This window comes from Lentzea atacamensis, from assembly GCF_003269295.1.
Lineage (GTDB): Bacteria > Actinomycetota > Actinomycetes > Mycobacteriales > Pseudonocardiaceae > Lentzea > Lentzea atacamensis.
Genome location: NZ_QLTT01000021.1, coordinates 1 through 22100, shown reverse-complemented (window position 1 = coordinate 22100; position 22100 = coordinate 1). Strand labels below are relative to the sequence as shown.

25 protein-coding genes are annotated in these 22100 nt (G+C 67.2%); 7 read left to right on the top strand and 18 right to left on the bottom strand.

Annotated elements, in window-relative coordinates:
• Positions 1-57 precede the first annotated feature (57 nt).
• Positions 58-267 (top strand): Scr1 family TA system antitoxin-like transcriptional regulator, encoded by a 210-nt coding sequence (locus C8D87_RS49390; protein ID WP_411711558.1) that lies wholly within the window; start codon positions 58-60, stop codon positions 265-267.
• 22 nt (positions 268-289) lie between these two features.
• Positions 290-490 carry a DUF397 domain-containing protein gene (locus C8D87_RS44785; protein ID WP_112232777.1) on the top strand — a complete coding sequence of 67 codons (201 nt, stop codon included), beginning with the start codon at positions 290-292 and terminating at the stop codon, positions 488-490.
• A 191-nt stretch (positions 491-681) separates the two neighbouring features.
• On the opposite strand, the gene C8D87_RS44780 is transcribed toward C8D87_RS44785, so the two are convergent.
• The 15 genes from C8D87_RS44780 to C8D87_RS44715 form a co-directional block, all read right to left on the bottom strand.
• Positions 682-945, bottom strand: coding sequence for a DUF397 domain-containing protein (locus tag C8D87_RS44780; RefSeq protein WP_112232779.1), 264 nt, complete (start codon positions 943-945; stop codon positions 682-684).
• A gap of 112 nt (positions 946-1057) precedes the next feature.
• Positions 1058-1762, bottom strand: coding sequence for a PP2C family protein-serine/threonine phosphatase (locus tag C8D87_RS44775; RefSeq protein WP_170166828.1), 705 nt, complete (start codon positions 1760-1762; stop codon positions 1058-1060).
• A 49-nt stretch (positions 1763-1811) separates the two neighbouring features.
• Positions 1812-2447: a type II toxin-antitoxin system Phd/YefM family antitoxin gene (locus tag C8D87_RS44770; protein WP_112232773.1), complete on the bottom strand. Its 636-nt coding sequence runs from the start codon at positions 2445-2447 to the stop codon at positions 1812-1814.
• 125 nt (positions 2448-2572) lie between these two features.
• Positions 2573-2755, bottom strand: coding sequence for a hypothetical protein (locus C8D87_RS44765; RefSeq protein ID WP_112232770.1), 183 nt, complete (start codon positions 2753-2755; stop codon positions 2573-2575).
• Positions 2756-2787: 32 nt separating this feature from the next.
• Positions 2788-3420 carry a metal-dependent hydrolase gene (locus tag C8D87_RS44760; RefSeq protein ID WP_112232768.1) on the bottom strand — a complete coding sequence of 211 codons (633 nt, stop codon included), beginning with the start codon at positions 3418-3420 and terminating at the stop codon, positions 2788-2790.
• A complete protein-coding gene (locus C8D87_RS44755; RefSeq protein WP_112232766.1) occupies positions 3392-3793 on the bottom strand; it encodes a hypothetical protein in 402 nt (133 codons plus the stop codon). The genes C8D87_RS44760 and C8D87_RS44755 overlap by 29 nt, the downstream gene beginning before the upstream one ends.
• Before the next feature lie 31 nt (positions 3794-3824).
• Positions 3825-6296, bottom strand: coding sequence for a winged helix-turn-helix domain-containing protein (locus tag C8D87_RS44750; protein WP_112232764.1), 2472 nt, complete (start codon positions 6294-6296; stop codon positions 3825-3827).
• Between the two features lie 139 nt (positions 6297-6435).
• A complete protein-coding gene (locus C8D87_RS44745; RefSeq protein ID WP_112232761.1) occupies positions 6436-7596 on the bottom strand; it encodes a hypothetical protein in 1161 nt (386 codons plus the stop codon).
• 151 nt (positions 7597-7747) lie between these two features.
• A complete protein-coding gene (locus C8D87_RS44740) occupies positions 7748-8203 on the bottom strand; it encodes a hypothetical protein (protein ID WP_112232759.1) in 456 nt (151 codons plus the stop codon).
• A 27-nt stretch (positions 8204-8230) separates the two neighbouring features.
• Complete coding sequence (locus C8D87_RS44735) at positions 8231-8812, bottom strand: hypothetical protein (protein WP_146772113.1); 582 nt, start codon at positions 8810-8812, stop codon at positions 8231-8233.
• Between the two features lie 61 nt (positions 8813-8873).
• Complete coding sequence (locus C8D87_RS44730; protein ID WP_146772112.1) at positions 8874-9317, bottom strand: hypothetical protein; 444 nt, start codon at positions 9315-9317, stop codon at positions 8874-8876.
• Between the two features lie 111 nt (positions 9318-9428).
• Positions 9429-9590 (bottom strand): hypothetical protein, encoded by a 162-nt coding sequence (locus C8D87_RS46655; RefSeq protein ID WP_170166827.1) that lies wholly within the window; start codon positions 9588-9590, stop codon positions 9429-9431.
• A 107-nt stretch (positions 9591-9697) separates the two neighbouring features.
• Positions 9698-10819, bottom strand: coding sequence for an MFS transporter (locus C8D87_RS44725; protein WP_112232753.1), 1122 nt, complete (start codon positions 10817-10819; stop codon positions 9698-9700).
• Positions 10820-10983: 164 nt separating this feature from the next.
• Positions 10984-11211: a hypothetical protein gene (locus tag C8D87_RS44720; protein ID WP_146772111.1), complete on the bottom strand. Its 228-nt coding sequence runs from the start codon at positions 11209-11211 to the stop codon at positions 10984-10986.
• Positions 11208-11588, bottom strand: coding sequence for a hypothetical protein (locus C8D87_RS44715; protein WP_215732674.1), 381 nt, complete (start codon positions 11586-11588; stop codon positions 11208-11210). The genes C8D87_RS44720 and C8D87_RS44715 overlap by 4 nt, the downstream gene beginning before the upstream one ends.
• Positions 11589-12047: 459 nt before the next feature.
• On the opposite strand from C8D87_RS44715, the gene C8D87_RS44710 reads away from it, so the two are divergent.
• The 5 genes from C8D87_RS44710 (at position 12048) to dnaB (ending at position 17326) form a co-directional block, all read left to right on the top strand.
• Positions 12048-12929 carry a sigma-70 family RNA polymerase sigma factor gene (locus C8D87_RS44710; protein ID WP_112232749.1) on the top strand — a complete coding sequence of 294 codons (882 nt, stop codon included), beginning with the start codon at positions 12048-12050 and terminating at the stop codon, positions 12927-12929.
• 12 nt (positions 12930-12941) lie between these two features.
• Positions 12942-13958: a protein phosphatase 2C domain-containing protein gene (locus C8D87_RS44705; RefSeq protein ID WP_112232747.1), complete on the top strand. Its 1017-nt coding sequence runs from the start codon at positions 12942-12944 to the stop codon at positions 13956-13958.
• Between the two features lie 98 nt (positions 13959-14056).
• On the top strand, positions 14057-14254 hold the full coding sequence (locus C8D87_RS44700) for a type II toxin-antitoxin system Phd/YefM family antitoxin (RefSeq protein ID WP_112232744.1): 198 nt from the start codon (positions 14057-14059) through the stop codon (positions 14252-14254).
• A gap of 265 nt (positions 14255-14519) precedes the next feature.
• Positions 14520-15890 (top strand): hypothetical protein, encoded by a 1371-nt coding sequence (locus C8D87_RS44695; protein ID WP_112232742.1) that lies wholly within the window; start codon positions 14520-14522, stop codon positions 15888-15890.
• Positions 15891-15982: 92 nt separating this feature from the next.
• Positions 15983-17326, top strand: coding sequence for a replicative DNA helicase (dnaB, locus tag C8D87_RS44690; RefSeq protein WP_112232740.1), 1344 nt, complete (start codon positions 15983-15985; stop codon positions 17324-17326).
• A 1557-nt stretch (positions 17327-18883) separates the two neighbouring features.
• Here the strand turns inward: dnaB and istB are convergent.
• The 3 genes from istB to C8D87_RS46650 all read right to left on the bottom strand — a co-directional run.
• Positions 18884-19684, bottom strand: a complete 801-nt coding sequence (gene istB / locus C8D87_RS44685) for an IS21-like element helper ATPase IstB (RefSeq protein ID WP_112232738.1) — start codon at positions 19682-19684, stop codon at positions 18884-18886.
• Positions 19684-20931, bottom strand: coding sequence for an IS21 family transposase (gene istA, locus C8D87_RS44680; protein ID WP_112232735.1), 1248 nt, complete (start codon positions 20929-20931; stop codon positions 19684-19686). Before istA ends, istB begins: the two co-directional genes overlap by 1 nt.
• A gap of 612 nt (positions 20932-21543) precedes the next feature.
• On the bottom strand, positions 21544-22100 hold a 557-nt coding region (locus tag C8D87_RS46650; protein WP_215732673.1), incomplete at its 5' end, for a hypothetical protein.

Below are 22100 nucleotides of genomic sequence, written 5' to 3'. Positions count from 1 at the left end.
AAGCTCGGGATGCGCAGTCCCAGCGACTACGAGAATTCACTCCGAGCGGCTGCCTGAATCTCTTACGCCCCGTCCACCGTTCGGGGTGAACCTCAGGTCACCTTCACGGACAAGTGGCGGCTGGCCTACTCAGAGTCGGCTCTGAGTGCCCACTACTTCGACGCCGAGGCCTCGGTCATCGAGGCTGAGACCATGTTCGGGCGCCTCGATGAGCAGGCGCTGTCAGAGGAGGCGTCGAGGCAGTTCCTGGAAACTGTCGCCGCGTAACACAGGTTGGAGCACGATCCACATGATCAATAACTGGCGCACGAGCAGCTATACCGAGCCGAACGGCTCGTGCGTCGAAATCGGGTTCACCGCGGGCCAGAACCGGCGAGCCGGCATCCGCGACACCAAGGACCTGGACGGTCCGATGATTCAGCCCGGCATCGGCACGTGGCTCGACTTCGTCCAGAAGGTAAAGGACGGCAGGATCATCGAGCCCGCGTGAGTTCGGAAGCATACGGCTCGAACGGAACGGTGCCCCGGCCATGCGAACTGGCCGGGGCACCGGCCGTTTCAGGGGAGTCGCCTCGCCCGACCCGGCACCGTACCGCGCGAGAGCACTGTCACCAGCACATACACGCAGTGGGCTCTTGACGGTTCAACGCGCTGTGCGTGTGCGATGGCCAGCGATCCTCGTTACCAGGGCTCGTCGAACTCGCCGTCCTTGGCACCTGCGACGAACGCGTGCCACTCCGTCATCGTGAACACGAGCACCGGGCCATCGGGCTCAGTCGACATGCGCATCGCCGCGTACATCTCGCCGTCGGTGTGCCTGACGAACGCCACCTCGACATGCTCCTCGTCGGGATCGCCACCACCGGACTGCCATTGGGCGCCCGAGAGATCGAGTTGTCCGCGGACGTGAGCCTTGTCGTCGTTGTTCGGCGTGCTTCCCGTCATGGGCGCGAACTTACGGCAGCGGCGCAGGAGCACTGAATACGGTCGTCGACGCCATCACGGGTGGAGACAAACTCGTGCTCGGCCGCCTTGATGAGGTCGCCGGCGCACTCACCTAGCCAACGCCATCGCCGACGATTAGAGGCAGCAGCACTGCGACGGTGGCGTCGTCGCGATGGCCCTCGTCGTCCTCTCGTACAGCGCCGACGAGGGCGTCGGCAAGTGCCTGCGGGTCCTCGGCGTGCTGCTTCACAAGCGCTTCGATCTCCTCGAGCAGGGTTTCGTCGAGGCCGTCCGATGCGATGATCACGAGCTCGCCGTGCGGGATCTCGGCGAGCGCGACGGTCGCCGGAGTAGCGGTCGAGAGCGCGATTCGGACCCAGTTGTCGTGCTCGGGAGCGAGGTCGATGTCGCCGTTCTGCCGCAGGTACTCTCCCATGGTGTGCGGGGTGGTGCGCCGCAGTAGCCGTTCGCCGTTCCAGCTGTAGATGTGGGAGTCGCCGACCCAGCCGATCAGCGTGACGTCGCCTGGAGATGTCAAGGCGACGGCGATGACGCCGTCGGGAACATGATCTTCGGTGCCCGCGTCGTCGATCACGCCGGCGGCGGTGAGGATCGCGGCGAGGATTTGCCGGGAAGGGGCGATGCGAACCGCGACATCGGCGACCAACTGCATGGCTTTAGCGCCAACGGGGTCCTTGCCGATGCCGTCGACCACCGCGGCCGCGATGGCGCCGGTCTCGGACTCGAAGATCGCGGCCGCGTCCATGTTCGGGGGTGTACTGCCTTCGCGGGTCGCCGTCGCCGCGCGCAGCGGCAAAGACGGGTGCGTCGCGGACAAGATGCTCATGAGGGTGGTGTCTCCCTGCTCAGAAGGGCGGTTCGTCAGCGTTAGGCGCAGACGGGCTGACGCGGCGCAGCCTCAGCAACGCCTCGGTGATGGAGTCGCCTCCACCGGAGGCGATCTCCGCTCCGGCGTGATCACGCACCACGGCACTGAAGGTCGCCGGGTATGGCTCGACGTACACGTCGCCGTGCTCGTTGATCGAGCCGGTCTCACCAGGGTCGAAGTCCAGCGTGATCGTCGCACCGTTCCGGAGAAGCTCGACAGCATCAAGCCGCTCTCCGACATCAGGACGATCCTCAAGCAGGACCGCGGAGATCAGGGCGGCGACCGGTTTGTTGTAGCGAGCCAGAATCTGAGCAACCGGTGCCCACCAATCGGATGCCGCGGCGACCAGATCGCCCAGCTTGGGGCGGGCGGCCGCCATCGACCACACCGGCGCCCTGCCCAACGGGTCGGCCACCTCCGACAACGGAACGAACGCCGCCCACCCACCTCGCCTGCGATCCGGTGCGATCAGCGTGATCGTTCCGGCCTCGGCAGCGGTGACCAGCGACGACATCCGCTTCCGGCCCTCCTTGATCCCGACCGGTTCGCCGAACCGGTTCAGCACCCGCTGGTAGGCGGGCGGAACCGAGGGGTCGTACACGACCCGAGCCATAACACCTCCGGATTGTTGTAACCCAGGTTACAACAATCCGGAGGTGTTATGGCCCGAAACGACAGAGGCCTGCATGCCGTGGGAATCGCTTCCCAGGCATGCGGGCCTCTCGTTCTCGGAGTGGACTACTTCTCTGCGCGGTGGGCCGCGGTGGCCTGGATCGCGGCCAGGACGGCGACCGACATCGCGATGCTGGCCATCATCTTGTCGTGGCTGCCGTCCGATAGTTCGTCGTGGCGTCGTTTCGCGTCGCGATAACGCTCCCAGGCGTCATCTGCGATGTCCTCGAGGTCGATGCGTGGTGCCATGCAGTCCTTTCTCACGGGTGATGCTGGATAAATCATGGTGCGGCCGCCGCAGCGGGTTCGAGCGCGAGCAGCAGATGCTCGGCGACACCGGGCAGGGCGAGCACGCAGCCGATGAGCACGGCCGGGTAGATCAGCACGTGTTCGACCCAGCTGCCAGTGCGCAGGCGCAGCAGCTTAGGCAGGCGCAGGTCATACCACCGTTCACCGTTGATCATCAGAGGCCACAGGATCGGGCAGCCGGATTTGGTCATGGCGTCACCGAGGCAGTGGACGAGGCAGCCGGCGCCGACGGCGATGCCGAGCCATCCGGCGGACTGGTCCAAGGCGGCCGCAGTGGCGGTGGCGGCATCGCCGTTGGTGGCGACGATCGCCGACAGCCAGGCGCCGACGCTGGCCAACAGCACGGCCGTCATCCAGGTGCCGAGGCGGTCGGCGGCGAGCAGGACGCCCAGGGTCAGCCACCCGACCACCGCCCATGAGCCGCCGAGGCTGGTGGTCAGGGCGCAGATGGCGCCCAGCGTCAGGGCAAAGGCGAGGGTGTGGGTGAGGTGCTGGTGTTCCGGGGCTGAACACGACAGAGGGCCCGCATCCCTGTCCGCGGACGGGATACGGGCCCTCTGTGCGTGTGGTGGCGTGCTACGGGGTGGCGTGCGCGGCGTTGGCACGGTCCGCGCGGCTGATCATGTAGAGGTGTTCGAGCTCGCTCCTGGTCTTGTTGAACCGGTTCATCTCGTCCAGCTTCGACCCGGCAGGTCCCCGCAGATCGACGATGATCGCATGGAACACGACGTTGACCTGGTCGCGGGCCCGGTCCGTGGTCGCTACCGCGAGCGCGGACGAGGCGCTGTGCACCAGCGTTGCGGCCTCACGCAGCGCGGGGTACCGGTCGGCTTGGTCGAGCAGTTTGCGGTGGACGTCGATCAGGTCCTCGTGGCCTGTGATGTCCGGTATGTCGAGGTAGCTGTGTGCGCCCGCCGGTGCGTCGGGGTTGGTCGGGGTGAGCAGGTCGTTCAGGGACATCGTGAGCAGATCAGGCATCGCGGACTCTCTCTCAGATGAGGTGGCTGGGTCAGGCGGTGCTGTAGGTGCCGTTGTCGTTCTTGGTGAGCTGGCCCTTCTCGGCCAGGCTCCGCAGGTGCTTGCCAGCTCCCTGGGGGCTGATGCCGAGCTGGTCGGCGAGGCTGGTCGGCGTCTGGGGCTTTGTCGCGACGATGCCCAGCACGCGCCGCTCGGCGTCGGTCAGGGCCACGCCGCTCGGCGTCGCCGCGGGCGTGGCGGTGTTGTTGTCGGTGGTGCTGTTCTCGGTAGCGGTTTCCTTTGCTTGTGCGGCAGCGGTTTGGGCTGCCCGCTGACGAAGTTGCGCGGGTGAAAGCAAGGCGTCGGCGTTGCTCGACGTCGTCGCGGTGGTGGTCTTGCTGGTTCGGTTGCTGAGCAGCAGGGCAGACGCGTCGCCCTCGGCGGCGTCGATCGCGGCGAGCAGTGCTTCCGCGGCCTTCTTGTCGGCCACGGCGTCGTCGAAGCGGTTGAGGTAGTCGCGACCGATGCACTTCTGAGTGCGTACGGGCAGCGTCGACTTGGGGTATTTGCGCAGCCACTCGCGGAAGTTGCGGGTGAAGCGGGACTGCCAGCGCATGTGCGGGCGCTCGCCGCGGGTGCCGTAACCGAAGCCGCAGTTGCCGGGCAGCGACGAAGCCGGCTGTCCGTCGTAGCCGGGCAGCAGGCTGATGTTGGTCCCGGCGTAGGCCATCGCGTAGGCGTTGGTGCCGCACATGCCGTCGCGCAGCACCGTGGCTGCGTTGTTGCCGCCGAAGTTGTCGATGGTCAGGCCCTGGCTGCCGCCGAGCAGGCCCATGCCGTTCTTGCGCCACACGCGGTCGAGGTTGGCGAAGTCCTCGCCGAAGGTGTTGCCGGTCTCGGGGTTGATCGCGGCGAATGCCTTGTGGCACTCGTCGATGATGATCATGATGGCGGGGTTCTCGCGGGTGTGCTGAAAGCCCTGGTGCCCGGCGGCGTCTCCTTCCTTCTCGCGCAGCTCGTTCACGATCACCGCGGCGCGCCACAACTTCACCAGGTTGGAGAAGTTGCCGTCCTTGCCGTGCATGCCGCGCAGCGGCCAGTCGGCTTCAGAGATCAGGGCGTGGCTCGACTTGCCGTTCTGCGGGTCGAGGTACCAGATTTCGATGCCCAGCGCGCGCAGTCCGACCGCGATGGAGTCGAGCAGACGGGACTTGCCCGAGCCCTTGGTGCCCAGGACAAATCCGCCGTGCATCGAGCCGTCGATGTCCGGGCCACTCGCGCCCGCGGCGAGTTCTTCCTCGGTGCGCTGGCTGGACAGGACGTGGAACCGCTCGCAGCCCTTGCCGTCGGCGTACGGGCCGATCTCGATGTAGACCTCGCCGCCGTCCTGGATGATCACCGGGCCGTCGTAGAAGGTCGACGGCAACACGGTGAGCACCGTCAGCACGATGGTCGACTGGTCCGGGCCGTGGTCGATCGAGACCATGTCGGCCTCGACGTTGAGCGCGGCGCAGAACTTCGCTTTGGCCGAGCGCACCTCGGTGATGGTCTGCTTGCCGCGCACCAGGTTGAGGTGGAACTCCACGCCGTAGGGCACGAAGCGTTCGGTCGTGAGGGTGGAGCCGGGCAAGGTGCCCTTGCCGGCGACGTAGACGTCCCAGTCGGCGACCAGGCGCTCGGCGATGTCCTTCTTGGCCTTGACCTCCTCGAGCTCACGAGCCTTGCTCTGCAGTTGTGCGGCGTCGACCTCGCCACCGGCGGCGAGGGTGGCGTCCAGTGCGGCGGACGCGGTCTCGGCGTCCAGGCCGAGCGCGGCCAGGTCTTCGGCGGTGATGCCGGTCAGGTCGAGCTGGGCCAGGTCGATATCGGCGGCGGTGAGCGCGTTGGGGTCGACGGGGATCGGGTGGTCGTGTTCACGCCACCACTCCAGGCTCTGGTACGCGACGGCGCTGATCAGCAGCAGCCACATCCCGGCAGGGTGCAGCCAGGTCGTGAGCGGCATGAGCGCCGTCCACGCGGTGAGCCCGAACAGGCCGGCGTGGAACCGGAGCCGGAAGGCGGGCGGCGCCGAGACCTTGCGACGCATCAGCAACATCACCGCGGCCGCCAGCAGGGCGGTGATCACAGCGATCCCGACCGGCGCGCCAGCGCCGAACTTGGCCAATGTCCACGCCCCGAGGCCGAGGATGGCGTAGGGGGCGGTGATGGACCACGGGGCGAGTTGGCGGCGGTTGCGGTGCAGGACGCTGCCGAGGTCGGCCAGGATGTTGGTGGCTACCTTCTTGGCCTGTGCCTGCGCGGCGGCGCGCCGCAGTTCGGACCTAGCCTTGCCACGGGCCTGCTTGCGCAGCGCGTCGTTGGACTCGCGCTGATCGGCTGGGAGCTCCTCGTTGGCCTTGACCAGGCGCGCGTAGATCTTTTTGGCGCGCTCGTCGATCTGGGCGGCGCGGGTGGGCACCTGGTGCTCGTCTGCGTCACCGGCCGCGGCGTCGAGGACGGCGTCCTCTGTGGTGGGTGCGGACACGACGTTCTCCTTCGCTGTGAACAAGAGGGGCCGCGCCGAGCGCGAGCGGTAAGGGCGAGCTGAGTGGCTCACAGACGCCACCGCCACCAGCCCCAGGTGACGTGGGGGGTGGTGGCGGTGGCGTCGAGTGCGACTCAGATCATTTGGCGACGGCGCCGTAGAAGTCGGTCTTGTCGGCCACGCCAGTGGTGGCCGCGGCGGCGCCGACGGTCTCGGCGACGGTGTCCTGGCTGACGAAGCTGTTGAGCAGGGTCTGTGCCTTGGCGCGTGCCGTGGCACCGAGCTCTCCGGTCTCCTTCACGGCCGTGAGGACCTGACCGAGCTTGGTGGCCAGCGCGTTCATGTCCTCGATCGCACTGCCGTAGTTTTTGACGACCTTGGTGTTCTCCTTGAAGCCCAGCGTCTTGACAGCGCCCTTGTCGTTCTCGGTGCTGCTCGCCTCGGCGGTGACACCGTTGAACAGGCCTTGGACCGTGGCGAGCAGGTCCGCGAGCTGCCCCTCGACCCGGACGAGGTAGTCGCGACTGTCCGTGACTCGGATTTTCGCGGTCTCAAGGTCGGTGATCTCGGTGACGGCGGTGGGGCTCGTGGCCATCGTGGTGCTCCCATCGGTGTCGGTGCCGGTTGGCAGTTCGGGGTACAGGGGGATTACAGGGGCGAGATCGTCGTCGGCGCCGTTGTGGACGGTGACCGAGATGACTTCGCCGTCGAGCACGGTCGGATCGGCGGCCGCCGCGCGTGCGTCCTCGTCGTCGTCGAAGGCCTCGTTGGCGTCCCAGGCGGCTTTCTCGTCGCGGCGCTCGCGCAACCCGTCGGCCGCTTTACTGGCCGCTTTCTTGGCCGCCTCCTTGACCGCTTCGTAGGTTGACGCGACCGTCTCCTTCCAGTCGTCCCACGGGGTCGAGGACCACCAGCCGGCGAACGTCTCGCCGGCCTGGTCCCAAGCGGCGGCCCATGCTTCGGCGCGGGCCTTCTTCCTGGCCTGCTGCTCGCGGTACTTCGCCTTGTGCGCGTCGACGTTGTCGCGCTCGTCCTCTTCGAGGATCTCCATCTTGGCCTTGTGTTTCTGCGCGGCCTTGACGGTCTGTTCCTCGACGGCGTTGGCGAACCAGCGTCCGAAGTAGCCGGGATCTTCCTTGGGTTTCTCGCCACGTGCTCGGCGCTCAGCCTCGCGCGCCTCCCATCGCTTCTGCGACGGGGGCGTCTTTCCCTTCGCGGCGGCAAACCCGTCTGTGACGGCATTCCCCGCGGTCCGCACGAGCAGTGACGCGACGAGCCCGACGAGGATGAATGCGGTCAATGGGTCCATCGCGGTCCCTTTCGGTTGAGGCGCAAGACAAGCAGGCGCGGTGGGTGGTTAGTCCTTCGCGTGCCCGTGCCGGGACTCGAACCCGGCCGCGTCGACGTGATGGAGGCGGTCACGTCGACGCGCACCATGCGGGCGGGCAGTACTAGCTGCCGTTGACCTTCTCGACCACCGCGGGGCCCACACCGCCGACCGTGTCGACGACCTCCTGGGTCCCGGATGCGATCGGGCCGGTTGCGATCAGCGCGAGCACCGGCGCGGTGATGAGCATGATGCGCGCGAAGCCGTCCGCCTTCTTGTCGGCGAACAGGTCGAGCAGACCCGCGATGATCACCAGGACCAGCAGCGGCCCAGCGATCCACGCGACCGAGATGTCCCACCACCCGGCGAGCAGGCCCATCGGCCACTTGACGATCTTCGCGGCGAGACCGCCGACGGTGCCCCAGCCGAACGGCAGCGGCGCGGCCGACAACGCGAAGATCGCGACCGCCAGGATCACGTAGGGAAGCCACCACAACTTCTTCAGCGGCTTCCAGCGCTTCACGAGCCTGGACGCGAGCGGGTACAGGCAGAACGCGAACAGTGCGGCGAGCCACATCATGAGAAACCTCCAAGAGATCGTGCCGGGCTACTCAGCCGCGAGCGCGTCGTGCGCCCACGTGAACGGCGTGAGCAGGAAGACCGCGACCTGCCGGGTCGCGGGAAAAGCCAGAGCCAGGGCCAGCAGCAGCACTGCCAAACCCAGACGAGCCGGGTGCCTGATGACCCACTCGACGGTGCGCAGCAGCACCGTCGCGCCGGCCGCGCCGTAGCCGTAGGCCGTCGACGCCGCCCGCAGCACACCGGCCGCGGGCACCTGGCTGCCCAGACGGGCACGCCGCACGATCTCCGCCGGCGTCGCCGGCCTGTCGGTGTACAGGCCGGAGTGCGGGACAATCAGCTCCCGCGCAGCCAGCACTAACGCCGGGCCGGGCTTCCTTCGGCCTGCACCGAGGTCATCGCGGGCGACGACCTCGGCAGGCTTGATGACCTCAAGCTCGGCCGTCTCCGGTTCCGGCTCGGCCGTAGCCTGCGGTGCGGTCTGTGTCAGCTCCGGCCGCAGGAAGCGGACGTCGGCGAGCTTCTCGTCGCCGATCTGCTGCTGGGCGAACTCGCCGATCGTCATCGGCTGGTCTCGTGTAGGTGGCGCGTTGTCGGGCGCAGCGGACATGGACAACCTCCATCAGGGGTATGCGGACGTGCGGGCGCTTCCCCTTGGGAGCGCGGGAGTTTCACGCGGTGCGGGCTGTGGTCTGCTTGCGACGCACAGCCGCCTGGCCCTCGGCGAGCAACACACGCTTCACGCGGCGTTGCTCGCGGTGCTTCTGTGCCGCGGCCCTGCGGCGCTGTTTGGCAGCCGGGGTGACCGGCGTGCCCTCGGTGAAGATCTGGTCTCCGACCGCGATGAGGAGCTTCACCGCCGCCGCAATGGCCGGGTCGTTGTCGTACTTCGCAACACCGGACATCACGTACTCGCGCGCGATGTCGAGCTGTTCGAGCACGCCACGAGCGGCGTTGAGGCGCTTGAGCATGGCCGCGCGGGCGCCCTGGTGTTGCTTGGTGCGCTTGGCCGCAGCCCGCTGTTCAGGCGGAATCGGCTCGCGCACCTGGCGCAGCTTGCCGCCAGCGGTGCGGCGGGCATTGCCAGTCGACTTGGTGTGGACGTGGCCGGCCATCGGATCACCTCCATAGATCGTGATGCGGGGTGAGCCGTCCGACTCGCACAACGGCCCGACCATCCACTCGGGACGATCGGGCCGTTGTAAGTACGGGCGGATCAGGAGCTGTTAACTCGTCTGCTGATTGCCCGCGGACCTCTCCAGCACCGGCAGTACGGCCTGATCGCCGGAACCGACGAGCCGGGCGCCGCTGGGCAGCACCTCGGTCAGGCCTCCCTCGCCGTTGTGCAAGCCATCAATGAAGGCCTTGAGGTCGATCTCGTAAGACATGTCGCACCTCCGTGGATTGGGGTGTGCCGGAACTGTCCGACTCGCACAACAGCCCCGGGTGCTCCACTTCGGAGACCGGGGCTGCTGTAGGTACGGGCAGTGCGTGATCAGGCGTTGAGTTTGGCCCTGATCTCCCTGGTCCACCGCTTAACCGTGGACTTCGGCGGCGTTGGGTGACCGTGCTCGTTGAGCACAGCGATCAGCTCGCTCGGGGTAGTCGCCTTGTTCTCGACGCCGAGGTCGATCGCGACGTCCTTGTCGACGCTTGCGGTGTTGGATGCCGCAGGCCTGACCGGTGGCTGCGGCCGCGGCCGTGCCTTGGGCGCGGAGGGAAGTTCCGGCTCGCCGGGCGGGCAGCGCAGTTCGAGCTCATGGCGTTGCTGCGCCTCGACCTGGCGCTGCCGGATCGCTAGCGCGGCCTCGTACTCGGCGAGATCTTCCAGATAGCGCTCATGCACCTCGGCCTGGTAAGCCGCGAGCTCGGTCTCGTAACGGGCCATGAGGTCCTCGTAGTCCCGGATCTTCGAGTGCTCGATCACCATGTGGATCAAGAACCCGACGAACGACGCGAGACCGAAGACCAGAGCAATGCCGAAGCTGATCGGCAGCCAGTGGGTCACCTGCATGGCGACGGCGGCGAAGCACACACCGCAGGCCACCGTGAGCAGCAGCTTCCAGCGCCCGCCGTCGCGACGCTTGGTCAACGAGGAGTTGCCCGCGCCGATCATGCTGACCTCGGAGAACGCCGCGCCCAGCGCCGCCACAGCCCAGCCCCACATGCCCAGCGAGGTGTCCTGCAGCCAGGTGCCAAGGAAGACGATCTGACCGAAGGCGCCGACGGCGACCGACATCGTGTAGCCAGTGAGCGAGGCGGCGTGCCCAGTCTCATCGACCTTTCCGAGATTCGGCTTCTGCGGCGGCGTCGGCTCGATCAACGGGGGCCGCGTCGGCCGCGCCAGCTGCGGCATCACGTCGGCGAGGGGCTCGTGAGCAACGGCCGCAGTGGCTGGAATCCGATTCGGCACCGCAGGGGGAACCGACTCCGCGACAGGAACCAGCTCGGTCGCACGCGGCTTGTCGACCGGTGCGATCATCAGGCGATCCGCGAACTCGTCCTCATCCAGAGGTGCGCCGCGCAGATCAGCCAGGTCGGCCGTGATCTTGGCGAACTGCTCGGCGACCTTCGCGTCTTCGTCATCAGGCTCGCGGGCCTTGGCGTTGGTGCTCACGACAGGGTCCTTTCGAGGGGGAGTCCGTCGATCTTCGCGGCTCCGAGTTGGACAGGTTGATCCGGGGGCCTGGGAAACGCACGCGGCGAGTGGGGGTCGCAGCCCGCGCGGGAGGCGAACCGGGCTGCGGTCCGCGTGCGCTTCCCCGGTGCCGGAGCACCGATTCAGGAGGTCGAGATTCCAGCTATCCGCTGTCGCAGCAGCTCGAGGTGCTCTTTGAGCGCGTCCAGACGGCCAAAGGCGCCGATGTCACCAGCCAGGACGGCATCCGCGGCGGCGTCGACGAACACCTCGGCGGCTGCAACTTCGGCGCGCAGGCTGCCGGCCTGGCCGGAGAGCGGAAGGTCCAGGTCGATTTCGTAGCCGGCCAGGTGGACGGCTGAGGCGGTCACGCCGCGCATCCGATCTTGAGGTCGGTCGGCGCCGCGTCCGCGACCAGGGTCAGCGCGTCGGTGAGGTGCGTCTCGGACTCGGCGGTTTCGGCAGCGAGCGCATGGTGGCGCAGCTGCTGCAGCTGGCGATGGGTGTGTGCGTAGGCGGAGAGCGTGAGCACCTGGTCCAGGCGTTCGTCCAGGCCGTCGTCACCAAGGTCGTCGGACGAGAGCAACAGCTCGTCGTCCAGCAGGTCGAGATCGGGCGAGTCGATCAAGTTCAGGTCGGCGCTGATGGGTTCGTACTCGGGCAAGTCCGCGGCGGCCGCGTCGGAAGGCCTAAGAGGAAGACCGGCCTGCAGGACGGGCAGCAGCGGCGTCGTAGCGGTGATCATCATCGCTGGGTACTCCTCGTGAGGTCGGTGGGGTCTCCCCGAAGCCCCCACGCCGGCACCGGAAACGTGCTGGTAGGGGCAACGGGCAAACACCCCGGTCTCGGGGATCGCGTCATTCGTGTTGCGGTTCGGGTCAGCCTCGACTGTGGATCTCCCGGCATCGGCGTCCGATGCCACACGCTCGCTCGCCGCGCTGATACGCGGGTCCTTGCGGGCTTACGCCAGGCCGTGAGGCCCGAGCGTGCTGCCAGGGGTGCGGGTGTTGCTGACCTGTGAAGTTCTCAAGGAGCAGAGGCCGAAGCCGGGTCCTTCATCCCCCCTAATGTTGATTAAGGGGGGGTTGACTGGCCTGACAGTATTCAACTCAACACGGAATCGTCAAGCCCGACTGCACAAGATAAAGCCCCCCTATACTCTGGCCGCACGAGTGCACCAACTCCTGGCAGAACGGACGCCGCGCCGATGCGAGACTTGAAAGACCTGATCGAGCCCGTCCTGGACGAGCTCAGGCAGACACCGCCCAGACCACGGGCGCTACAGGCCACCACGCTGCTGACTTCACTCCAAGAGGCGCTGAACGAGGTCAGCCAGATCCGCATCAGCGCGGCCAGGGAAGTCGTCGCCGAAGGCGAGACCACGGCGAAGGAGTTCGCCGCCGAGCTCGGCCTGACTCCCGCGCGTCTTTCCCAGCTGCTCAAGTCCGGGCTGAAGCCCGAACGTGCACTGTTCGGCAACGGTCCCCTCACCGTCGCCATCGGTGCCAAGCGCGAAACCCGCACAGCTGGCACCGGCGGCGAGAAGATCGAGGCCTCCGCAGTGCTTTCCGAGCAGGTGATCGCTGCCTACGACATGCTCGCGGCCACTGCCGAGGCCTACGGGCTGAGCGCCACCCGCGAGATCGTGCCGATGCCCGGACTCGACCTGCGCCTGAACCGCCCGAACTGCGTAGCGATCACCAGCCCGCGGCTGCTCCAGCTCGTTGGCCTGATCCTCAACGAAAGCTCGCCAATCGTGTTCGACTCCGATGACCGCGGCTGGTTCCTGGTCGACAAGAACACCGATACGCGGTACCGATCCCCCGCCGACGAAGGCGAAGCCGCCGACTACGCGTTCATTGGCCGCCTCCCCCGCTCCGACGGCAAGGGCACGTTCCTTTACCTCGCGGGGATCCACTCGCGCGGCACTCTCGGCGCGGTCCACCACGTGACCCACAACGTCGCCGAGCTGTACCAGCAGACCAAGGGCCAAGCCTGGTCAGCAGTCATCAGGGTCGAATACGACCCCGACGCCATGACCACGATCCTCGCCACCGCACTCGTCACGCCGATCTACTTCGGCAACTGAAGGAGAACCCGCATGTTCACCACCGGATTCACCTCGCCCGGCTCGCCCGCCAAGGCCAATGAGGACTGGTTCGCCACCACGCCCGATCTGGCTGTCGTGCTGGACGGAGCCACGGTCCGGACCACGACCGGCTGCCAGCACGGCGTCCCGTGGTACGTCAGCCACCTCGGCCCGTACCTGGTCGCCGGCGCCCTCGACAAGGACGCGCCGCTACGCAATGTCCTGGCCCAGGCGATCCAGCAGGTCTCGAACCTGCACGCCGACACCTGCGATCTGAACGACCCCGGCACGCCGTCCGCGGCTGTCGGCATGGTGCGCCTCGTGGACGGCGTCGTGCAGTACCTGGTACTCGGCGACATCTCCCTCGTGGTCGAGACCGAAAAGGACGGCGAGTATCCGATCGAGGTTCTCCGCGACGACCGCGTCAGCAGCACCGCGGCCGCCGAACGCGCCGAGGCCGACCGACACCCGATCGGCAGCGCCGAGAAGGACTCCGCATTGCTGCTGATGAAGCCGGCCGAACTCGCCGCACGCAACGTCGAGGGCGGCTACTTCATCGCGGCAGCCGACCCGGCCGCCGTCGAGCACGCCTACGTTGGCTCGTTCCCAGTGCGCGAGGTCGTACGCCTGGCGCTGCTTTCCGACGGCGCCGCGCGCCTGGTGGAAACGTTCGGTTTGCTCAGCTGGACGCGCGCGCTCAACATGATCGAATTTGAGGGGCCAGCCGCGGCCATCGCCCGAGTCCGTGACGCCGAGGCCGGCGATCCGGTTGGCGAGGCGCATCCGCGCAACAAGACCAGCGACGACGCCACGGTGCTGTTCGCCGACTTCCACAAGGTCCCGAGCCGGGTCGTCGGACTCCGAGTGGGCCGTGCGGTCAACTTCGACGTCGATTTTGACGACCCCGAGGTCAAGGCCGTCCGGAGCAAGACCCTCGCCGACTTCCACACGCAGACCCACGACCCCGATCTGACCGGTGAAGACGTCGGCGGCTGGCGTCGACGCCGCGACACCAATCAGCAGGTCTGACCGCGACACGCCGACAAAGTCAGCCCTGCTCGCGAAACTACGAAGATTGCTCTAGCGTTCCCCCCGCCACGAAGACACCACGCACACCAGGAGCCCCGATGACCACGCTGGCCATCCAGGACCTCTCACGCCAGACCGGTCACTTGAGCAGACCACTTCGCAACAACGAAGAGGTCACGCTGACTTACCACGGCAAGCCCCTCGCGCGAGCCGTGCCGGTTGAGCAGTTGGAGCAGGAGCGAGCCGAGCTCGCAAGGCTGCGAGAGCTTGTGGTAGCGCATGGCATCGCGGCCTAGACATGCGTGAGGGGCGAACGGTTCGCGGCCGTTCGCCCCTCACGAAATGAATCCCGAGCAGTCCGGCCAAGTTCCTCGCCAGGTCTAACCGGATCGCTCTTAAGTTGGGTCACCACCCACTTGCTGCGCCGTGTCGCCCCTTCAGGCGACACCACCCTTCTGGGTGGCGGCACCTGTGATGATAGCGCACTACGCCGGGATATCAGGTGTAGCTGGTGCATATCACTGGGTTGGGCGGTGCTCCACGAGGCACAGGAGCACGAAGATGAGCATCACTCACGAAGAGCGTGAGTCGTTCTGGACGAACCAGAAGCGCCCGATCTCCGTCGGCATCTCCCCTCGATGGGTCCACTACAGCGGCGTCTCCGCCACGGCACGCGCCATCGCCGAGATCCTCGCCGACCTCACCCTCAACGGCACTCGCGGCAACGTGCCGCTGGACCTCGACCTGATCGCTTACCTCGTCGAGCTCGGACGCGGCGACAAGGTCATGCCGTTCCTCAACGAGCTGGAGGCCATCGGCTTCCTGACGATCTACGACGGCGGTGTCGACGCCAAGGGCAAGCGACGCCAGCTACGTGACAACGAGGGCAACCCCGCCGGCTATCGCTTCGATGTCGATGTCGAGGCCCCGACCGGATACGTCGGCCCCAAGACCTTCGACGAGGTCTACCCCCAGTTCCTCCTTGACCGCACCAACGCCCTGCAGGCTGCAAAGTGCGCCGGGAAGCGCGCCCGGACAGGCAACCTCACCGTTCGCCGCTCGACGACCGGCCGGTTCGAAGAGTCCCAGGTCAGCCGTGACACCGGAATCCGGGGTCACGGTGGCGAGCGTGACACCGGAATCCGGGGTCACGGCGAAGACCAGCAGGTCAGCCGTGACCCCGGAATCCGGGGTCACGGTGGCGAGCGTGACACCGGAATCCGGGGTCACGGCGAAGACCAGCAGGTCAGCCGTGACACCGGAATCCGGGGTCACCTTCAGAATGATCAGATCGATCTCTCTCCTTCGGAGAGAGAGATCGAGATGATTGAGCCCGTGCCGGGCGGAGCGGCGGAGCCGCCCGCCACGGGCCAGGGCGACGTGGCGGCGCTGAAGGCGGTCATCCGCAGTCTGGGCTGGGAGGGCTGGGCCACGCGCCACAACGTGGCGAAAGTCGAGCTCGCTCCGCAGGAAGTTCGCCAACTGCGCACCGCGATGGCCGCGGCGATGGTTCGGCACCGGCTGACGATCACGCAGGTCGAGGAGATCGGCAAGGCCGCGCTGAAGGCCGCGACCCGCAGGCCCGTGTCGTTCGTGACCGGGGCGTTCGCCGACGGCAACATCAACGGCTACCTCGAAGACGAGCCGATGGAGTTCCTCGCGACGAAGCCGGTCGTGCTCGAAGCGGCCTCGAAGCCGTCCTCGCGCCCCAAGACGCAGTCCTCAACCAGTGGCCCGGTCCACCCAGAGCACTGCGGTGATGCCGACTGCGACCCGAGGACGCGTATGCGCACGTCGGCCGACTCGAACGCCCTACGTCGCTGCCCGGAGTGCAACGGCAAGGCCATCGCCGACCGCGAGGCCAAGGCCTTCGCGGCCGACGAGACGGAGTTGGTTCTCCCGCTCGCGGTCAAGCGGGTCTCATCCCTCTAGTACTTCGAAACGCCTGATCAGCTGCCGTAGGCGCGATCAGGCGTCCGCCTACCTACCTTCAAGCGAAGGAGCTTCTCGTGGCTGGACCCACCATGGTCCCCGACCTCGACGATCCGCGTTTCGACAGGCAGCCACCACAGGACCTGGGCGCCGAGCAGTCCGTGCTGGGCGGCATGCTGCTGTCCAAGGACGCGATCGCCGATGTCGTCGAGAGCCTCGGCACCATCGACTTCTACCGCCCGGCGCACCAAGCCGTGTTCGAGGCGATCCTGCACCTGTACGGCAAGGGCGAGCCGGCCGATCCGATCACGGTGTCGGCTGAGCTGGAACGCCGCGGTGAACTTGTGCGGATCGGCGGCGCCCCGTACCTGCACACGCTGCTGGCGACCGTGCCGACCGCCGCGAACGCCGGCTACTACGCGCGCATCGTCGCAGAGAAGGCCGTGCTGAGGCGCATCGTCGAAGCCGGAACCCGTGCCGTGCAGCTGGGCTACAACGGCGCTGTCGGCGCGGACCTGGATGAAGTCATCGACCAGGTGCAGAAAACCGTGCACGTGGCGACCGCGCGCCGAGGCATGGCCGAGCTCAAGCTCTCCGGCGACACCCTGCAAGCGACCATGAACCGGCTTGACCTGATCGCGACCGGCGGCATTCCCAAGGGCCTGCAGACCGGCCTGGTCGACCTGGACGAGATCACCAACGGCCTGCAAGGCGGCCAGATGATCATCGTCGCGGCGCGACCCGGCATCGGAAAGTCCACGCTCGGCCTGGACGTTGCCCGCCACGTCTCGGTCGACTGCGGTCTCACCAGCGCTGTGTTCTCACTGGAGATGTCGGCCGACGAGATCAACCAGCGGATGTTGTCAGCGATTGGCAAGGTCAACCTGAAGGCCATGCGCGGCGGCAAGATGACCGACGCTGATTGGGTAGCTGTCGGCAAAGCAGCGGGCCAACTACACGAGGCGCCGTTGTGGATCGACGACTCCCCGAACCTGACGATCAACGACATCCGTACCAAAGCTCGGCGGCTCAAGCAGTCGCATGACCTCAAGCTGATGGTCGTGGACTACCTCCAGCTCATGGTCACCGGCGGCAAAACCGAGAACCGGCAGCAGGAGGTCTCCCAGATCTCTCGGGTGCTGAAGCTGATCGCCAAGGAACTCGACATCCCGGTCATCGCGATCTCCCAGCTCAACCGGGGGGTGGAGAGCCGCCAGGACAAGCGACCGCTGCTGTCAGACCTGCGCGAATCTGGCTCCCTCGAGCAGGACGCCGACATGGTCATCCTGATCAACCGACCCGACGCCTATGACCGCGAAGACCCGCGTGCCGGTGAGGCTGACCTGATCCTGGCCAAGCACCGCGCCGGGCCGACAGCGACGGTCACGGTGGCGCATCAGTTGCACTACAGCCGCTTCGCGAACCTGTCCGCTTGACCGGCAAGATGTACATCCGCAACGCCTCTGACCAGCGGCAATGCCCGAACGGCCGGCGTGATGATCAGTACTGATGGCCTCGATTTGCCGCCTCAGATCAACGCAGGCGGCCTAGCGGGCCCCTCGGCGCATCTTGCGGCGTCGGCGTGCCTTGTGGCACGCAGAGACGATCTCAGGGCCGGTCCCGGTTGACCGATCGTCAGTGACCTGACTTCGATCATGAACACGGCGGCGGCGACCAATCGACTCGTCAGCCCCACCTGTGGGCCATCCGACCCTCCGGTCCCACTGCCCACCCACTGCCCCAACTGTCCCGCCGACCGGCACGTGGAGGCGGGCCAGTCGGGTGGGGCAGTTGGGCCGGGCCAGATCGGCCGCAGGAAACCCCGCCCGCCGTCCCACCCGGAGGTGTCCAGAGCCTGCACCTAAGCGGCGCGTCGCGCGCGCACGCGCGAGGGGGCTGCATTTCCGCAGGTCAGAGCGGTACGCGAAACCTCGGGCGAAACCATTGATGAAACCGGCGAAACCATCGACACAGAGTGACGAACTGGGGCCGATTGACTACCTAGGGTGACCGCAATGCGGTAGAGGTTCAAGCGTCGGTGCGACTCCAGCTCACGGACCCCCATTTCTTCGTCGCCTGACCTGGACCTCGTCAAGGCGCGATCCTCCGCACTTCCCCCTGGCTCACTGGCACGACCCAAGGCCGGCGGTCCCCCGTGGGGGATGTACGAGGCGTCCACGGTCCTGCAGCGAGCAGGGTGATCCGGGTTCGACCCCTCAATGGCCGGGTTCGCATTGCTTGCCCTCGGACGTTTGCTGGTGCTCCATGCACGCGTGTCAGTGGACCCTCGTGACCCCCATGTCGGAGCCATCAGTGAACCCCCGCCGTAGACCACCTGGCGAACCCCTTGAGACGTCCGGTGGACCGAGGGGTCACCATGGTGAGTGAACCCCTCGGTGCGCGGTGACCCCATAGCCGTGGACCCGGTGACCCGACAGGCGTGGACCCGGTTACCCCAGTGGGTCGGGCCAACAATCGACAGCGCGCCATCGTGACCCCAGCAACGCCGATGGACCCCCTTGGTCGAAGGGGGTCATGCGAAGGTCCCCCGGCGCGTCTGCCCTGATAAGGCCCGGTGAACCTCTTGGGCGAAACCCCATGCGTCGACCTTGATGAACCCCTGTGGGTGAACCCTGGATCTTGTCGTCGGTGACCCCCTTGGTGAGCCCCTTGGTGAACCCCGGCCCATTCGCCGCGCCGGACCGAGCCCGGTGGACCAGTCGCTACCGCTGGGCCCACCACGGCCCGAGGCAACAATCAGAGAACCCCTAGGTTCAGGTAGTCCGGCGCGAGGGGTTCACCCGTGTCGGCGTGGCCCCCTTGTGAACCTCCCCCGGACATCCGATTTCGGCACCGTCCTGGTGGGGGGAGCAAGGCCTGGGATGAGTGCGGCATCCGCCCTAGTGTCACTGCAGTTAGAAGATGTCAACGGCGCGCGAATCTTGACCCCTTCGCGACGGATGAAAATGGACCCCCTTGGTGGTGGTTGATCTTTAGTCGTTGGTCTTGCTGGCCGGTGGGACTCGGCCGAGGTCGCGGTCTTTGAGGCGGTAGCTGTCTCCCTTCATCGAGATGACCTCGGCGTGGTGGACGAGGCGGTCGATCATCGCGGCGGCGACCACGTCGTCGCCGAAGACCTCGCCCCAGCGGCCGAACGGCTTGTTGCTGGTGACGATCAGGCTGGCTCGCTCGTAGCGGGACGAGACGAGCTGGAAGAACAGGTTCGCGGTTTCGGCCTCGAACGGGATGTAGCCGACCTCGTCCACGATGATCAGCGGAATCCGGCCCAGCTTGACCAGCTCCTGCTGCAGACGGCCGGCCTGGTGCGCCTCGGCGAGGCGGGCGACCCACTCGGCGGCGGTGGCGAACGCGACCCGGTGCCCGGCCTGGCAGGCGCGGATCCCGAGCCCGATCGAGAGGTGGGTCTTGCCGGTTCCGGGCGGGCCGAGGAACACCACATTCTCTTTGCCCGCAACGAAGTCCAGCGTGCCGAGGTGCGTGATGGCCTCGCGCTTGAGCGAGCGCTGGTGGTCGAAGTCGAACTCCTCCAACGACTTGCGTGACGGGAACCGCGCGGCGCGGATGCGGCCCTCGCCGCCGTGGGACTCGCGGGCGGCGACCTCGCGCTGCAGGCAGGCCGCCAGGAACTCCTCATGCGTCCATGACTCCGCCCGCGCCCGCTCGGCCAGCCGCTCGACCGCGCCTGCCAATGAGGGCGCTTTGAGTGCCCGAGTGAGGTAGGCGATCTCGCTGGAAACGTTTCGGCCCTTGGTGTTCGTGGTCTTGGCGGTCATCAGGCGATCTCCTCGCTGCCGGGCAGGTCCTCGTTGCCGAGGTCGAACATGCGGTCGTAGTCGGCCAGGCTGCGGTGCTCGACATCGGTGTCGATGGCCGGGACCGCGACCAGACGGCGTGCCTGCCGCAGCTCACTGGCCGCAACCGCATGCAGCGGGTCGGTGATGCTCTGATGATCAGCCCAGCAGCGCTCGTGCCGAGCCACCACCGCGCCCTGCAAGGTCACGACCACCTGCTCGAGATCAGCGACGACCTCGACCCGCCGGCCGACCGCGGCCGGATGCACCGAGTAGTCGTTGGAATCGACCCGCACGTAGTGATCGCGCGGCAGCCGGGTCGTCAGCCGCCACCCGGTCACCGGAGCGACCGGCGGCAACTCGAGCATCGACGCCTTGTCCGCCTCCCACCGCTCGATCGGACGGCAGCCGAGCCTGCGGTGCTGGCGCTGATTGGCGCGGACCAGCCACTCGGCAAGCTGGGCGTTGAAGTCGGCCGGACTGGTGAAACCGCGGCCGGGCAGGAATGAGGTCTCCAGATAGCCGTTGGCCCGCTCGACCAGGCCCTTGGCCTCCGGATCGGCCGGACGACACTGGATGACCTTGATCCCGAGCGTGCCGCGGAAGGCGTTCATCGCCTCGGTCAGCTGCGGCCGGCCCGCCCGCCACTGCCCGACCGCGGACTCGTTGTCCCACACGAGCGCCCGAGGCACCCGGCCCCAGCCGCTGATCACCGCCCAGTGCCCGGCCAGCAGGTCCGGGCTCTGCCGCGACGGGATCATCCGCGCGCCGATCACCCGCGAGTAGCCCGACACCATGACCAGTACCGGCGGCCGACCGGCCTGCTCGAACCCGAGCGGGATGTCGACCGGCGGGAACCACAGGTCGCACTGCGCGAGCTCGCCAGGCTGATACTCGGTCCGGCTGGCCGGGTCCTGCGGGACGAACAGCGGCCGCAGCTCCCGCACCCTGTCCTTGAGCACGGTCATCGACCTGCTCCAGCCGATCCGTTCCGCGATCACGGTCGTGGGCATGGTCGGCCACTGCGCCAGCAGTGCCCGGATCTGCGGCTCGACCGCGTCCACGATCGAGCCCTTGGCCGGCCGCTGATACCGCGGCGGCGCGTCGGCGGCCAGCGCCCGCCGCACGGTGTTCCTGCTGATACCGAGCTGACGGACGATCGCCTTGATCGGCATCCCCTCAGCCCGGCGTAGACGGCGGATCTCCGCCCAGTCCTCCACGTTGAGCACTCCCTACTGTCGACGGGGGTCCGTTTTCACCCGTCGGTAGGGGGTCAGCTTTCACGCGTCGCCGACAGAAGAACCAAGACGAACCTGTCGGCGACCGAGGCGCATCTCGAGGTAGCTGGCCCGCGGGCGAACAAGGGCCGGCTGACTGGTGATCCGCCCCCGCGATCCTCGCTGCTGCGGACCCACGTGTTCACATGCCGGCAGCCGGTCCGTGCCGGCGCGGTACCTCGGCGGGAGGTCTCCGGGGCGGTCTGTCGGCCCTTAACCGCGAGCCTGGCGTTCAGCGCCGGTCGAGCACCGCGCCCCCACCGGACGGCTGATCCAGGGCTGAGCGACTGGAGCTAGCCTTGCGACACACGCGCCAGCGTCCGACCTGCTGACCAGTGCACGCGGTCGCAGTTGCTGACGTGGCGCTCGGTGCGGTCGAGCCCCGCGAGGTTCCTACGAGGAGCGGGAACGGTCGGAACGGCAACCTCAAGGGGCCCGGCCAGATCGAGCGCTCCCAAACGGGGCGGGGGCGGGGGCCGTTCCTCCGCCGCCCTAGCTGACAGTGGGGGCCTCAGCCCTGTTGGCTGAAGCCCCCACTCATCTATTGCATGTTAGGCCTTCGGTCTACGTCTGGCTGCGGCTCAACCTCACCGGCACGTTGAAGAAGTCCCCGAGTGCCAAACGAACCAGAACGGACAGCTTGAGGTTGTACGTGTCGGCCACTTTCTTTAGGTCCGGCATGAATCGCTGTGAGACCTGGTACTGGATGCGGGAACTGTTCGACTTCACCGTCGCGGTGCGCCCAGGTTTGCGGTCGAGAACGGGAAGCCCAGCGAAGATTCCGTCCTTGTGGACTGGGCCACGGGCCTGCTCAATGAGTCGAGGTATCCGGTCTGCACAGTTCCTGACCGCGCTGAGAACGATCACCTCTGCTGTGCGCCCCGCTGTCTGCATGTGCTGGAACTTCGTGGCGACAACATCTGGCACATAGGTCTGCAGGGTGTATTTGCCACCAGCGAAGGAGCCGACCTCCTCCAGCGCATCGGCCGGATCGTCTTCGAGTCCGTGTTCCTGCTCGACGACGGGCTGCTCGACGACGGGCTGCTCGACGACGGGCTGCTCGACGACGGGCTGCTCGACGACGGGCTGCTCGACGACGGGCTGCTCGACGACGGGCTGCT

Bases quoted from the DNA above. Each gene is read 5' to 3' on its own strand.
- C8D87_RS44785 (WP_112232777.1), top strand. From the start codon at position 290: ATGATCAATAACTGGCGCACGAGCAGCTATACCGAGCCGAACGGCTCG.
- C8D87_RS44780 (WP_112232779.1), bottom strand. From the start codon at position 945: ATGACGGGAAGCACGCCGAACAACGACGACAAGGCTCACGTCCGCGGA.
- C8D87_RS44770 (WP_112232773.1), bottom strand. From the start codon at position 2,447: ATGGCTCGGGTCGTGTACGACCCCTCGGTTCCGCCCGCCTACCAGCGG.
- C8D87_RS44765 (WP_112232770.1), bottom strand. From the start codon at position 2,755: ATGGCACCACGCATCGACCTCGAGGACATCGCAGATGACGCCTGGGAG.
- C8D87_RS44755 (WP_112232766.1), bottom strand. From the start codon at position 3,793: ATGCCTGATCTGCTCACGATGTCCCTGAACGACCTGCTCACCCCGACC.
- C8D87_RS44740 (WP_112232759.1), bottom strand. From the start codon at position 8,203: ATGATGTGGCTCGCCGCACTGTTCGCGTTCTGCCTGTACCCGCTCGCG.
- C8D87_RS44735 (WP_146772113.1), bottom strand. From the start codon at position 8,812: ATGTCCGCTGCGCCCGACAACGCGCCACCTACACGAGACCAGCCGATG.
- C8D87_RS44730 (WP_146772112.1), bottom strand. From the start codon at position 9,317: ATGGCCGGCCACGTCCACACCAAGTCGACTGGCAATGCCCGCCGCACC.
- C8D87_RS46655 (WP_170166827.1), bottom strand. From the start codon at position 9,590: ATGTCTTACGAGATCGACCTCAAGGCCTTCATTGATGGCTTGCACAAC.
- C8D87_RS44715 (WP_215732674.1), bottom strand. From the start codon at position 11,588: ATGATGATCACCGCTACGACGCCGCTGCTGCCCGTCCTGCAGGCCGGT.
- C8D87_RS44710 (WP_112232749.1), top strand. From the start codon at position 12,048: ATGCGAGACTTGAAAGACCTGATCGAGCCCGTCCTGGACGAGCTCAGG.
- C8D87_RS44705 (WP_112232747.1), top strand. From the start codon at position 12,942: ATGTTCACCACCGGATTCACCTCGCCCGGCTCGCCCGCCAAGGCCAAT.
- C8D87_RS44700 (WP_112232744.1), top strand. From the start codon at position 14,057: ATGACCACGCTGGCCATCCAGGACCTCTCACGCCAGACCGGTCACTTG.
- C8D87_RS44695 (WP_112232742.1), top strand. From the start codon at position 14,520: ATGAGCATCACTCACGAAGAGCGTGAGTCGTTCTGGACGAACCAGAAG.
- dnaB (WP_112232740.1), top strand. From the start codon at position 15,983: ATGGTCCCCGACCTCGACGATCCGCGTTTCGACAGGCAGCCACCACAG.
- istB (WP_112232738.1), bottom strand. From the start codon at position 19,684: ATGACCGCCAAGACCACGAACACCAAGGGCCGAAACGTTTCCAGCGAG.